The organism is Acidovorax sp. T1 (genome assembly GCF_002176815.1).
GTDB lineage: Bacteria > Pseudomonadota > Gammaproteobacteria > Burkholderiales > Burkholderiaceae_C > Acidovorax.
In genome coordinates this window covers 1664553-1678505 of sequence record NZ_CP021648.1, presented here as the reverse complement: position 1 = coordinate 1678505, position 13953 = coordinate 1664553, and the positions used below count along the sequence as shown (strand labels likewise).

At 61.8% G+C, this 13953-nt stretch carries 6 protein-coding genes; 1 reads left to right on the top strand and 5 read right to left on the bottom strand.

Annotated elements, in window-relative coordinates:
- Window positions 1-29: 29 nt before the first annotated feature.
- From CCX87_RS07905 to CCX87_RS07885, 5 genes are all read right to left on the bottom strand, one after another.
- Complete coding sequence (locus CCX87_RS07905; protein ID WP_198314776.1) at window positions 30-2672, bottom strand: DEAD/DEAH box helicase; 2643 nt, start codon at window positions 2670-2672, stop codon at window positions 30-32.
- Complete coding sequence (locus CCX87_RS07900) at window positions 2669-10225, bottom strand: sacsin N-terminal ATP-binding-like domain-containing protein (RefSeq protein WP_087745294.1); 7557 nt, start codon at window positions 10223-10225, stop codon at window positions 2669-2671. The genes CCX87_RS07905 and CCX87_RS07900 overlap by 4 nt, the downstream gene beginning before the upstream one ends.
- A 124-nt stretch (window positions 10226-10349) precedes the next feature.
- Window positions 10350-10943, bottom strand: coding sequence for a hypothetical protein (locus tag CCX87_RS07895; RefSeq protein WP_157667115.1), 594 nt, complete (start codon window positions 10941-10943; stop codon window positions 10350-10352).
- A 248-nt stretch (window positions 10944-11191) separates the two neighbouring features.
- Window positions 11192-12088, bottom strand: coding sequence for a hypothetical protein (locus CCX87_RS07890; protein ID WP_087745291.1), 897 nt, complete (start codon window positions 12086-12088; stop codon window positions 11192-11194).
- Window positions 12088-13185, bottom strand: coding sequence for a hypothetical protein (locus tag CCX87_RS07885; protein WP_087745289.1), 1098 nt, complete (start codon window positions 13183-13185; stop codon window positions 12088-12090). Before CCX87_RS07885 ends, CCX87_RS07890 begins: the two co-directional genes overlap by 1 nt.
- A 150-nt stretch (window positions 13186-13335) precedes the next feature.
- Between CCX87_RS07885 and CCX87_RS07880 the strand changes: the two genes are divergently transcribed.
- Window positions 13336-13953 carry a hypothetical protein gene (locus CCX87_RS07880; RefSeq protein WP_087745286.1) on the top strand — a complete coding sequence of 206 codons (618 nt, stop codon included), beginning with the start codon at window positions 13336-13338 and terminating at the stop codon, window positions 13951-13953.

The window sequence follows — 13953 nt, the reverse complement described above, 5'->3', positions numbered from 1 at the left end:
CAAACCTGGCATCTAAACCCGAGGGCGCTTCATTTAGCAGTGGGCCAGACCAAGGCAGACTCTTTCACGACCCTGGATCCGAACTGAAGGTCCACGGTATCCAACAAGTCGTTGAGCGCAGACATCGCCGAGCGTCGCCAACTCGTGAGGGCTTCAATGTCAAACGCTCCATCCGGAGACTCTGATTTGAGGTTGCAGCGGTTCAGAGAACGAAGCACCTCCCAGTCGCGAAGCAGCCTGAAGCTGCCTACGGCGCCGGTGATCCCGACGATTGCTCGCCGCGACTGTGTCGCCACATCGGTCACTCTGCTCGACACGTCGACCACCATCATCGGATCGTCAAGGCCATCGACGGCGCAAACCGTTCCAGCGAGACGCTCCGCCTGATGCAGTGCCTTCTCAAGCAGCGGATGCCCTATGCCCATCAAGTCCGCCTGACTCGGCGCCTTCCGATCGAAGACCAGGTTGTCGTAGGACTTGCGAATGGCGTGGCTGGTGAGCCAGTCCTCGGGAGTTCTGAAGGACAGTGCGGCGCCTTCCACCTTCGGTCGGCGGCGGTTCAGGGTCAGAACGTTCTGGAAGAACGGCATGAGGTCTGGCAGATCAACTGGCGGGACGTCCTTCAGATCCGATAGGTCGAAGCTCTCCGCATGGCCTATGAGGTCGCGAACCGTCTGTATTGCCGACTCTCCACCAAGCGTTCCAGTGGTGTTGTCAAACCACGCGTCCAGCTTCTCACGCTTAACGCTGATCGCACCGGAGAAGAGGTCGTCGAACAGGCCCTCGCCACTCATGCCCAAGACGAGTTGCATCAGATCCTCAGGCTCGTCCATCGCAGACCCGAGCGCACGCATGATGCTATTGAGCTTTTGCTCGAGCTTCTGCCAGATCATGGCTTCGACCGTGTCCGGGTTCCTGAGGGACACCACTTCGACTGGGCGCTGCTGCCCATAGCGGTTGAGTCGGCCGACACGTTGGTGCAGCCGCATGGGGTTCCAGGGCAAGTCGACGTGGATCAATGCACTACACCGCTCCTGCAAGTCGATGCCCTCGCCGCCAGCCTCCGTCGACACCAGGAATCGAATGCGACCGGCATTGAAGGCATCGCACATGTCTTCACGGCGTCCCGCCAACTGGGTCAGGCGGCCGTCTGGCAGCCTGATGCCTTCCAGGCGGTCGTCCCCATTCATGAATCCCACCGCGCCCTGGCCAAACTCCGCCATCAAGGCACTGATGACAAGCGCCTGGGTCCGCTTGTACTCGGTGAAGAGCAACACGGGCTCATTGCCAAACCGTTGCTTGATGACCTCGATGATTCGGACGATGCGAGTCTCTGAAGTCACCCGATCCGCTGCGGCAATGAGGTCTGAAAGGTATCGACCCTCATCTTCCATCAGGCGAAGTCGAGCCTGCTTCTCATCCCGCAGCCAGCGCTGCAAGGCCTGTTGGGCCTCGTCCCCCTCACCTTCATCAATGGCTGCAAGCTCCGACTTGGACTTTGCGGCCTCCGCCCCGAGACGTTTGATCCGCGTCTGCAGCGCGGCGACAACCGCCGCAATGGAACTCGAAGCGAGCTTCTGAAGCGCAATGAGCACAAGCATCACTTGCCCTCCCTCAGTTCGACTGAGGGACGTCGCGTATGCCTTGCCCGCCAGGATGAACTCGGACATCAGCTCATAGAAGGTCTCTTCTGGTGGCGAGTAGGTGAATGTCTCGGGGTGCTGGACCACTGGCTTGAACAGCCGCTGACCCTTCATGTCAGTTGCCTTCTGTTTGGCGTTCCGGATCAGGAATCTCGGAAGGGCCTGGAGCATGCCGCCTTCGTTCTTCTTGGGGCCGAAGACGTCGGCATCGAGCAGACTCATCAGCGACCAGAACCCAAAGTTCTTCCCTCGATGCGGCGTGCCCGTGAAAAGCACGCAGGAGGTCACCTTGCCAGCCCTGTTCAGCTTTTCAACCAGCTCGAAGCCGAGTGTCTTTCCGGTCTCCTCGTCAGCGTTGAGGTGATGGGCCTCGTCGATGACCACCATGTCCCAGACAGGCGCATCAAGCAGGCGATCGTGCCGGCCGTTGCGGTCCGCGCGCAGGGTCGGCAATGACGCGACGACGATCTGGTGAATGCCCCAGAAGTCGGTTCGATCTGTGTCCAGATCCGTGTGATACGTCGCCGCCCGGATGTCGAACATCCGTTTCAGTCGCATCTGCCACTGCCCGACCAGCTTGGCCGGGCAAAAGATCAACACCCGCTGGACCTTCCTGCTGGCAAGCAAGGGCCAGAGCAGCAGACCGGCTTCGATCGTCTTTCCCATGCCGACGTCGTCAGCGATGAGCAGACGCATCGGCCAGGAACGTAGTGCACGGTGGCAAACCCAAAGCTGATGTGGAAGCAGCGAAATACGCGACCTCGTGAACACGCCCCAAGCCGCATTGACTGATGTGATCACCTCGGCCTGGACTCGCGCAGCCACTTCAAGCGAAGGCGCCAGCTGCCCTTTTGTCAGCGCTTCGGATACTGAGGCGACCGGCGTCAACTCTTTCGTGAAGACCTGCTCGATGCCGTGAGCAAATCGTACGACGGTCGTGTCTCCATCCGTGAGCAGCACGGTGCCTTGTCCATGCCGTGCGTGAAGCACCAAGGCGTTCGGCTGATAGGTCTTGCCGTTGGTCGTCACAGTTGCTCCTCCTGCTCTGCGGTTTCGTCGGACTCCATGAACGATCCGTGCTCTGCCCATCGCTCAGCTTCGCGGCGCGCCGCCTCGTTGGTCGCTATGAGTTGAAGCGGAATGTCATACGCCCCCGAGAAACATGCCGCCTCCTCGCCCAGCTCTGATATCAGGACACGGTAGATGTCGCTGCTGGACCTGAGATCGGTGTGCCCAAGTCGAGCCATCAGCTCGAGCACCGCACTTCTTGGAGCAAAGGCAAGCTCGCGCGCAACATCGGAGGACAGGATCTCGAGACGAAGCAACTCACGAATGACCAGGTGCTGACCCAGCCGAAGCATGCCGCTCAAGGTGGGCGCCTCGATACCTGAGCCACTGAGGCTGGGGTCCGACGCTGGCGACAGCAGAAATTTGGCCAGCTTCGAGTCGCGGCGATCCAGCGTCTGAAACAGATGAACGTAGGTGTCGAGCCATCGGGCGATCCGATACAGCCTCGGAAAGCTGTCCATCCACAGCTCGAAGAGCGTGTCGGTCTGCTGCCCCTCGCCGTAGGCCCGAAGAATATCCATCCAAGCCTCGGCGCCGACGTCGGGATGCACTTCGCAGATCGTCTGCCACCAGCCCTTGCTACCCAGAAAATCGAGGAAGCCACGATGCTGCTGGTCCGTGACGCGACCGTACCGGCGGAACAAGCCCATGCTGAACAGCGTCATCCAAGCGGTTCTATCGTGAGGCTCTTCCTCTTTGAGTGCACTTCGATCGACGCTCGCTGGCCAGAATTTGCGATCGAACTCGGCCAGCCACTTCATGCCGTTCTCAGACCACCAGCCATGAATCGAGGCCAGGTCGAGACTCGGCGACAGGTCCGGAAAGTCTTCCTCGTCGGTTGCCGCCAGCCCGAGTTTGGTCAGCAGTAGTCGCCTCTCTTCTGTAGACAACCCACCCAAGGCAAGTGAATCCTCTTTCAACGCGAACAGCCATCCGCCCAGGTGACTCCGCGCTCGAAGCAGTTCAATGACCGGCCCGTAAATATTGCGTGCCAGCCATGTGGCGGCCGCGGACTGCGGGTCATCGCCAGTGGCGGACATACACCAGCCCGCGAGCATGGATGGGTCATCGCTCCAGACGGGCAGGTATTGCTCGACGAAACGAAATGCCGGGGAATCAGCCACGTAGTCGTTGTGCAGAACAGCCTTGTCGGGCGCGAATCTGCTCAGGAGTTGGTCCTCTGGACCATGCCCTCGAATCAACGCCTTTGCGGGAACCCAGGTGCCGGCACGGGAGCGCAGCGAAAGCGAAGCCATCTCGGCACGCCACCTATAGGGCTCGCCAAGATTGCTCGGCCAGACACGAATGACCTCCGCCAGGTTGGCTACCTCAGCCGGTGGCAAGTGACCGCAATCGAAAGCTCCCACGACCTGAGCCAAGCCGAGCGCAGGAACGCTCTCTTCCTCTGCCAAACCGCAGCGCTGCAGCCACCCACGAACCTGATCGGCGCACCATCCTTCAACGGGGAACTTGTCGACGAACAGGTCCCACCGGAGCAATGCAGGGGCGACGTTCGCCAGGTAGTTCAGATTGACCGACAAGCAGAGACTTTCGACGTCTGCCAAGGCCGCATCGTCCCCTTTTAGACCGTTTGGAATCCGACCCGTCCGATCAACGACATTGCGGACAACGCTGCACCCGAATGTGTCGAGCAGCCGCACGTCCATCGCTGAATCCTGCTCAGGTGGCTCTCCAAGGAGCTTCTCCCACAGACCGTACCAAAAGCCGGCCGGCGACACCGACTGCGAGCATCCCATCGCGGCGGCCAGGACAGGCCAGTTCGATTCCGACTCGGTTTGCAAGTCAATCAGGACCGGTGAGACTTCGTCCGCGAGTGTCTTCGTCAGGGTCGTGTTGATGAGGGTGGCAGACTTTCCGAGCGCCAGCGTCGCGCGTCCCGTGTCGATCTGAAAGGGCGCGTTCAATAGAACGCCACGGGCGGCTGTTCCGCGGGTCGGCGCTGTCACCCAGGTGGCTGGAACAGCAGGCTGGGCTTTGCGGTCGAATTCCTCGATACCGCCTGCTCCAATCCGAAGAACGACACTGCCCGAAGCGGCTCTGAACACCAGGATCCCGGAGTGGACGCGCCCGCCGTCGACGGGAAGCGCCACAGATCCGATCTCGATCTGCCTGCCGCTGCCCAGCCGAACGATCCGGGGTTGCCAAGTGTGAGGCTCCTCACCCACCACGACACAACGAAGCTTCCGCGCGAAGACCGGCAGAAGCCCAGCAAGTCCGGCGAAACGCTCGGTCACCTCAGAAGCAGCGCCCCGCGAATCGAGCGGCAATTCGATCAGCGTTCCACGCAGCGCGCGCTGACTGGGTGTCTGCACCGCTTGCTGGAACTGTTTCGTTGCCGGACTCGCCTTCCACTTGCGCGGAAGGCATCCCGCCACCACATCAAAGCACAGGTCACCGCTCCAGACGCGAGGTGTGCTCGATGCGAGCAGCACGCTCTTGAATCCAAGTCCGAACTTTCCGGTGACTCCCTCGTCTTCGTCCTTCGCCGACGCTCCCAGCATCAACATGCGCTCGAGATCGTTCGCGAACTCCGCCTTGTAGCTGGCCAAACGACCAGCGTAATTGATAGGGCGACCCCAGTGGGCGAAGCGGATCATCCGGTCCGACGACTGCATGACGAAGCGGCCGATGGCCTCCGCGTCGAACTCCAGGCGGCCGTCGGCCTTCTGCAGATGCTGCATCTCGATGACGGCGTCATCGGCGTTCTGAAAGACCTCGAACGGGATGCTGGCTACTTCGTACTGGTTGTGCGTGACCCGAGCCTTGATGCCAGCCAGCACAGCGCCCTGCACTTCTTCGTCGGATTCGACCAGCACGGCAAGGTCTGCGAGGGCACTTTCAAGACTTGCAGCTGCGCCAGCACTGCTCCGGCCCGCCCGCTTGGCGCTGGCCGCACCGCGTCTGGCTTCGTCCAGGCTCGCCAACGCCTTCGCCAGCTTCTTGTTCTTTCCGATACCGGGCAATGAACGCAAGGACTGGGGAAGCCCTTCCAGTATCAGGCCGCGAGCCACGTCCAGCGTGACCTGATCCGCCTCGTCGGCAAGGGCAAAAAGCTCGGAGAGGTTGGCGTGCTGCTGGTTGTAGAGATCCTTGAGCAGTGATTCTCCCGTCCGCATCAGGATGTCTCGCTGCTGCTGGGGCTCTTTGTCCAGGAGCGCGGTCGCAGGGCGCATATGCACCCGACACGTGAAACCCTGCCAGCGGTCCGTCATGACGAACAAGGTCTGGAGCTCATCAACAGGTGCTATCCGAACCTGAACTGCGGCGCCAGTCAATGACTTCGCGCTCACGTGGTTGCCGCTCAAAACGGCAACACGAATGGTCAGCGTCCTGAGCGCCTGCGCCAGCGTCTTGTTACCCATCCACTTGACCCGCCGGTCAAAGCCATCCTCTTGGCCCGGGTCTCGCCAACCAAGTTTGGCGAGATAGTCCTCGTATGCGATGGGGTCGAGCCAACTCTTCGCGAGAGAGGCGACCCGCTCTCCGAAAAGACCGATGACGGCACCCGCAGCAGGCTTGACGCTGCTGGACACCAAAGGCTCGAAGTACTCCTCTAGCGACTGCAGCAGTTGCTCCTGCGCAGCGCCGCCCTCTTCACCCGGCAAGTCAGCCGGCTCGAGTGTTGGCGTCGAACGGTTGTCAACAGCGATTCCGCCCAAGGATTCGAGCTGTCTGTCGTTCACGACAAGCTCAGGTATCACGCCATGCACGCCAGCCACGAGGTCGGCGGCGGGCACCCAGGTTCCGGCCTTGCTCAGCAGCCGGAGTTCCGAAAGCGACTTGCGGAGTTCTGGCTCGGAAGCGCTGGCGCGCCACTCGCTCAAGTAAATGCCGAAGACCTCGCGCACGGGCGCACTCAGTCCCAGCTCGGGAATCTGGGTCAAAGTTCTCCGGCAGATGTCCGCAGACAGCTGTTTGGCGACCTCGGGAACCAGATGCTTCTCGACCGCATCGATCGAGGTTGCGACCGTCGCCCGCTCAAGAATTCCCCATGCGGGCAGCAGGTCGATGGAGACCAAGGTGGACATGTATTGCTGCAAATCACGATAGCCGGTGCGTGCTGCCCGACCGATCGAAAGGCCGGCCTCAGACATCAACTGCCCCAGAACCGGTAACGCTTCTTCCCCGCTGCTGACTTGAGCCAGCAGTGCCGGGAAGGCGGGGTGAGCCCGGAGTTCGGCGGACAAGTCGTCCGGGCCGGCGTATGCATAGTCACATCGGCGTGCAAGGCCTCTGATTTCAGCGTCGAGATTGCTGATGCGGATGAGACTGTTCAACGCGATTGCTTCACCGGTTTCCAGCGGCAACCATGTCGTTTCACTCCAGGCCTGCGGCAGTCGATCAGCAAGAGTTCGATGTGCGCCCAACAGGTCCATCAGGTAGCGCCAATGCTGAACAGGGCTCGCTGCTCTCAAGACGACTGACGCGGCGGTCGTCGCGTCCCAGGTCCGCAGGAATCGCTTCTGCTGCCGCTTATGGTCATCATCGACGGATGGTTCTACGAACCGAACGCCAATACTCAGGCCATCAGGGAGCTCCGGGTCTCGGCCCAAGAAACATTCACCCTGCACCACACCGCGGTGACCGCTGAAGTCCCTGTGAAGCGGCAGGCGCATCCAAGCGTGCTCCTCCACCACCCTGCCGAGCAGCAGATCGATCTCCTCGGAAGTGAATTCAGTCGCGTCGACCCGGCTGAAATCGTTGCATACGCGAAGTCGATTGAGCACGGAGGTCTCATCAACGGCTTTGACGTTGAGTGGTTGTGCACACTTGTCCGGTATGGAACTGCACAGGTTGTCGGCCAGCACGCGCCACGGCGCCTCATCGACCATTCGCCATAGCCTGACCCAGGGTGACTTCTGACCAACCGGATCCTTCCACAGCACATCGCTACCAAGATAGTGGTCCGGCGATCCGTGCAGCAGGTATCGAACGCCTCGGATGACGATTGGATCGTCGAGTTTCGCGGTTGCGACCAGCGTGAGGAGGTCGGCGCGCTGCAAGTTGTCGCCAAGCAGCGGCGGCGTCGCCTGTGCACCCGCTGCACGCAACACTGCCTCGGGATCTTCCGAGCTGGGTATCCTGCCAAGGCCATCCTCTCTCACCCCATCCACATAAGACGCGACGGTCGAGCGAACCACGAACACTCGGAACTCGGGGAGGGCGCGAGCCAGCTTCTGGACGAATCCCAAAGGCCGATTGGGATCGGAAACCTTGAAGACCCACCCTCGGCCATGGGACTCGGTCAATTCGGCCAGGGATACGCCCTCGATATCGCCATCCGCACCTTTGTAGGCACGAAGCACCTTGAGGCGGCTGCACTGGCGCAGCAGCGATATTTGCCTGGTCTCGTCGCCAGCTGCTCGAATGACGCGCTCTGAAGCATCAAGAAGCTGAGCCTTGGTAACGCCGCCTGAGTGCGATTCGCTCAAGTCGTGCCGCGTCATGGCATCCAGCCAGGCACCGAGGTCTGCATCGCTCGTGATCGCAGTAACGCCGTCCGGACCGAGATCACCAGGTACCGGCAGCGCGCGGGTCGAAGCGCTCAAAAGCGTTCGATAGAGTGCCTCAGGTATTGCCCCTTTGGCCGCATGATCCTGCGGACCGAACGCGAATATCCGGTCGGGCGACAACAGTTGAACGATGCGCTTGAAAAGCTTCCTGTGCTGGCGAACATCGACCAAACGTACTGCCTGCAGGCACGTTCGCAAGAGGGCGACCAATGCATCTTGGATGTCGCTAGTACGGACGTACCGCGCAGCCTCCATCTCCAGGAAGTTGGCGAGATATTCGAGGTCCGTCCCGCTCTTCAGTATCTGCGCATCGATGCCCTTCAAGGCACGAATCAGAAGACCCGGCTCCCAGGTGGCGTGGCCGATCGCAAGACTGGGGGCCGCGGCATCAGCAAACGCATACCCGTTCAAAACTGCCAGGCCAGGCATCGCTCGCCACGGTCTCTCTGCATCGTGCAGGGGTGGAGCTGGCAAGGACAACACCGGTTCAACGGCCGGCTCGACGAGCTCCCAACGCGACCCTGACATCGTCAGCCGTCGAATCCAGGCAAAGCGTTTGCATATGAATTGCTGAAACGTCGGATAAAACGCGACGCGCGACCCCGCATCGCCCGCCGCAGCGCACTCCACGATGGCGCGGGTCAGCGCAGCAGTCTCGTCGTCTTTCAGTCCAGCGGCTTTGACGTACTCCGAGAGTCCCGGTAGGAACTCCGGCAGCACGGCCTGCTGCGCCAATGACTGGTTCCATTGCTTCAGCACTACGTGCTGCGATGGGCTTTCTGGCAAGACCTCACAAGGCTTGTCCAAAGCGTCCATGTCGGCAATACCCCGACGACCGGCATCAACGAAGAATTGCCCGTGCAGGACGATTCGATACTCCCGGGAAGACCCTGGTATCCAGGCTTCGTAGCTGAAGCGCTGCTCCTCGGCCGGAAGGAAAACGGCCCACTGCAGGTCCAGTCGACCGGCACGCTTGTCTGCATGAGCAAACATCACGGCTGCTTCGGCGACCGCCTTGTCGGGTCTCGGCTCGCGGGTCCCAGCCTCCGTGATGACCATAGACGTCGGCCAGCTCTTGGCCGCACGCAGCGCGCCGAAAGGCAGAACGGCACCTGGCACGCGCTGGCGAACCAGGAAGTGCATGTGCTCAGAGCGCGGGCGATCATCCCTGACAGTGCCGGAGATCTGAACGTCGTCAGTCTCGTGATCCAGCCGTTGATCCGAAGGGTGCGACTCCAGAGTCACCGTGAACGGTTCACGCATGTCCGCCCCGGCAAACCTCACCTGTTTCAGGTTTCTCAGAAGCGGCAACAGTCCCCCGATGCGTTGATCGGTGCGGGGGTCTGAGAAGAAGTCGAGGTCCTCTGCGGGGTTCTCACCGGGATACCGCTCGATGATTGCCGCCATGGGTCGTTCGCCTGATCGGGGAACATGCGACTGCTGACGCAGAGGAACCCACAACAGGAACCAATCTCGGCCGCTGGATGCCTCGGGCTGTGCTCGCGCCACCGCCTCCAGGCAGCCCAAGTCTTGGTCTGTGACGGTCTCCCACTGCTGGTGCATCTCCGAGCAGTCATAGTCTTCAGCGCGCCACGGGTTCAGAAAGTCTTGACTGAGTTCTCCCCCATGGCTTGCCAAGTAGAAGAAGCTCTCACAGAGGTGGAAGACGCTCTTCATGCCGAGGCCGAACTTTCCGATCGCCCCGGAATCACCCGCCTTGGCGTTCAGTCCAAACGAGCGAATTGCGCGGCGATCGCTTGCCTTGAACCTCCCGTCATTCAGCACCCAAAGAGCCGGGCCCTTGAGCAGCATGTGGTCGGCTGCCGCACCATGACCAGGGTGAAACCCGAACGCCAGGGACTTTGCTCCCGCGTCGTCTGCGTTCTGCACGAGTTCCTTCAGGATCGGGAAGCCGCTCCTGTAGCGATCGCGCAGATTGATCGCAATCTGATTGACGTAGTCGGTGGTGAATCCAGTCACTTCTTGCGTCCCCCGCAAAGCTCTCGACTACGTATGGATATCTTCCGGCCGAGCGACAAAACCGCCAGGCTCGATTTCGACAAGCTAGGCACGCCAGCCTCAGCCCGGTTGAGCGGCGGCCGGCTCATACCGTGTCGCCTTCCGAGTCCGTCGGCAGCCATTCGCACAGCGCCGAGCCGGGGATCAACGAGACGCAGATGCCCGAGGTCTTGCCGACGGGCACGCGAGGAGGCCAGTCCAGTAGGTCCAGGTCCATGCCCGCAAAGTAGTCCGCCAATGGCTGCGCTGCGGCCTGGCCGAACGTGTCAAACCACTCGCCAAGGTCAGCGACGACCAGGACCCCAATGGTGCTCGCGTGAGCATGGGTAGCAGTCTTCACCGCGGCACGCAGTTGCTCCAGGCCGGTTTTCAAGCTGCCCTTGCTTGCACTGGCCTTGACTTCGAGGAGCACAGTGACCCCGTTGCCGGTCTCAAAAACGCCGTCGAGCTCGCGAAACCGGACCACGTAGCGGTTGCGCAGGTCCACCTGCTCCCACCGCAGGACTCGGAACCGGGTTGCCGAAAACCGTAGCTGCATCTCCTGCCGAACGCGCTCCTCCACGAGTTGCGTGAGTTCAAGTCTGGAGTCGGGTGTCTTGGTTCCCGAATTCACCTTGGCCAGGAAAGTGTGGTGCGCCATGTGGCGGCGGTAGCTCTCTGCATCCAGAGGTAGCAGCATTACGCCCTTGATCGATGCCATTTGCCTCCCGCGCTTGCGCACTGCATTCATAGGGAAGGACCGCGCGCAGCGTGGTCCAGTCAACCTTGAATGCTGACGGCCGACAAGCTCACCAGATGAGCCTGCTGACACTAATCGACGGAGAATCGCCGAAAATGTGCGAGCAGGCCCAGGCCGGCAAGCGCGTAGTTCGGATCGAGCCGTAGTCGGGGCATCGCGCATGTAGAGGCACTCGATCGACATGTCCGCTACCCGATGCCGGCGAGCAGCCGGTCGATGAGGTCACTGGCCTGGCGCTGCCGGAGCACCCTGGCCTCGCGGAGTTCGGCGTCCGGCCCTTCACCAAGCTCGAACTTGGCCACCGAAACCGGCCCGTCCTTGCGGTAGCCCTCGGTCGCCTCGTCATTGGCGAATCGGCGCCTCAGGACATCGAGTCCCTCCCGGATGACGGCTGAATGCGAGCCGGCCATCGCATGGCCAAAGGCTGCGACGACGGCGCCGAGCCCGTCTGGGGCATGCTCGATGCAATAGACCAAATCATGGGCGTCCTTGCGCTCGAAGCGCTGGTCGAACGCGAAGGCCTTCAGGCACGTGAAGCTGACGATGTCCGCATGCTTGACGCGTTCGGTGGCCACGCCGTTCTCGCCCAGCAGCTCCGCGCGGATCTCGGTGACCTGATGCAGGTCGAAAACAATGGACGAGTGCGGAATGTTGAGCGCCGAGATCGTGCCTTCCGTCGGCAACGGCTGCACGCGGCCCCCGGCGATCTGGGGCGCATCGGCCAAGAGCTCCAGCACCATCAGCGCCCCGTGCTCGGTGCGCGTCTGCCATCGCCACGAAAGCTTCAACCCCTGTTCGTTGACAGCGCGCTCGAAGCCCATGCGCTTCAGGTTGTCCTCCAGCGAGTGGTACGCGTCGGTGTCGGCCAGGAGCTGCAGATCGATGACGATGTCGACATCCAGCGTGCCGGCGTGCGCAGGCACGTCGGGTGGACGCTGGGGCACCAGATAGCGCGGCGTCAGACCTCCGACCAGGAAGACCGACTCCTTCCATGGCCCGAGCCCGCGCAACAGCGTGACGAGGACACGCTCACAGTCCACGGTGTAGGCATCGCTGTATCCGCCGAAGTGCGAAGGTTTGACCATCAGAAGCCGATCCTTTCCTTGCGCAGGTGCTCGGCCAATTCCTTGGCGCGCCCCTCGGCGCGCACCAGGTCCAGGTAGGTGTGGATCGGGCTGGCCAGCCAGACACCGTCCACCCGCTGCCTGAACAGCAGATCCCCTGGCGACTTGGTGACGATGATGACCAGATTCGCGCCCTCACTGACGGGGCGGGCGCCCAGCTCACCCAGCGCAGCCTCGGTGGCCGAACCGGCCGCCATGCGAATGCGAACCTGGGAGACGTTCGACAGAAATGGGGCATAGCGCTGGGCAGCCGCTTCGTGGGTGACCGCGTAGTCGATCCCATGCGAAGAACACACATCGTCGAGTCCTGCGGCCAGGGCGTCGACCTTCATGGAAGGAACGAAGAACCTGCGCATCGCCGCAGCCGGTTGCTGCCGCAGGCTCGTGGCCCAGGCATCCAGGAGTGCCGCAGGCTGACTCACGCGCCGCTGCTTGCCCGGCCCCTGCCCCCGTGAATCCAGCCAGTCGAGTCGTTCCAGTTCGGTCAAGACCATCGACACGGTCGACGGGGATGCCGAGACATCCTCGGCCAGCTCGGTGACACCCAGCCAGTCCTCGCGACGCATCAGCAGGCCGTGCAACACATGAGCGCGGCGCCCGGAAAACAGCGAACGGATGGCCCGAGAGGTCGACTTCGACGGCGGCTTGTCCACGAAGAAGAGCGCCCCTGGTGCGGGGAGGTACAGGCTGCCCCCGGCGTCGAAATAACCGACCCGTTCCGCTTTCAGTAAGTCTTTGGCGCCTGGGGAAATCGATTCAGCCGCGAGCAGCGGCACGGCGCCTTCTGCGACGGCATCGCCACTGCGTCGCGACGCCGCATCACGGATCTGCCAAAGTGCCTGCCGGACATCCCGCGGATAGAGCGCCTTTCGGATCCCGACCAGCAGCGCCAAGGGACGCCCGGCAACCTCCATCGAGACCGACACGTCGTTCAATGCGGCCTGTACGCCAGAGTCGCCCTGGCACGCGAGATCGGCCGTCACGTCCGGGAGGGCCCGCAGGGCTTCCAGGAGTTCGGCGATCAACGCGCTCTCGACTTCAGATGTGTTCACGACCATGCCTCATGGGTTATTCGCTGTACAGCGAATGATGGAACTGTATAGAATATTCCGTAAGAAGGCAATATTTGCTGCACAGCAAAATTGACTCTAGATCAGCTCAGTCGACCCAAAGACCGTCACGACACCTTCGAAGGGAGTGCGCCGACCATGACCTCACGCAAGCCGCCAAGGACCCGCACAGGGGCTGCCGACGACCCCGGCCTGCAAGCTCTGCTGGCCCTCTCGCCGGGAGAGCGACGGGACGCCGTGGCCAAGGATGTACGCCGACGAGCGCCGCAGTTCAGCGCCATCCCCGCCCATGATCTGGCAGATGCACTGGACGTCCCGGAGCACTGGCGGCCGGGCAGCGAATGGTCGTTCACCCGCTATGCGCCGATCGTCAGCGTCGAGGAACATGCCCGGTACAACTCCCCGGCTTCCGAACTCGTCTACTTGATCGAAGAGGCCGTCTCGGCCGAGCGGTTCCAGCAACTTCTGACGCATTCCGAGCCGCTGGACGAATCCGACGACCCGAGCTTTGCGTTCTTGACCAAGGGCGAACGCAGCCGCCTGGAGGATGCGATCGCCGAGAAGCAGATGGAAGCCAACGAGTCGAACGGCATGAACTGCATCGCTACATGCTCGGTCGAGAGCGACTCTGGGGCGGTTCTGGAATTCGAAGGAGACGTCGAGGACGACGGTGCCTGCATCAATCTGCGCACGCCTTACGACAAGCGCGCCAAGCGATTCACAGACCTCTCTCGTTGCCTCACGTCGGGCTGGTAG

Excerpts from the sequence above, each read along its gene's own strand:
- CCX87_RS07895 (WP_157667115.1), bottom strand. The coding sequence starts at position 10,943 with ATGCTGCTACCTCTGGATGCAGAGAGCTACCGCCGCCACATGGCGCAC.
- CCX87_RS07890 (WP_087745291.1), bottom strand. The coding sequence starts at position 12,088 with ATGGTCAAACCTTCGCACTTCGGCGGATACAGCGATGCCTACACCGTG.
- CCX87_RS07885 (WP_087745289.1), bottom strand. The coding sequence starts at position 13,185 with ATGGTCGTGAACACATCTGAAGTCGAGAGCGCGTTGATCGCCGAACTC.
- CCX87_RS07880 (WP_087745286.1), top strand. The coding sequence starts at position 13,336 with ATGACCTCACGCAAGCCGCCAAGGACCCGCACAGGGGCTGCCGACGAC.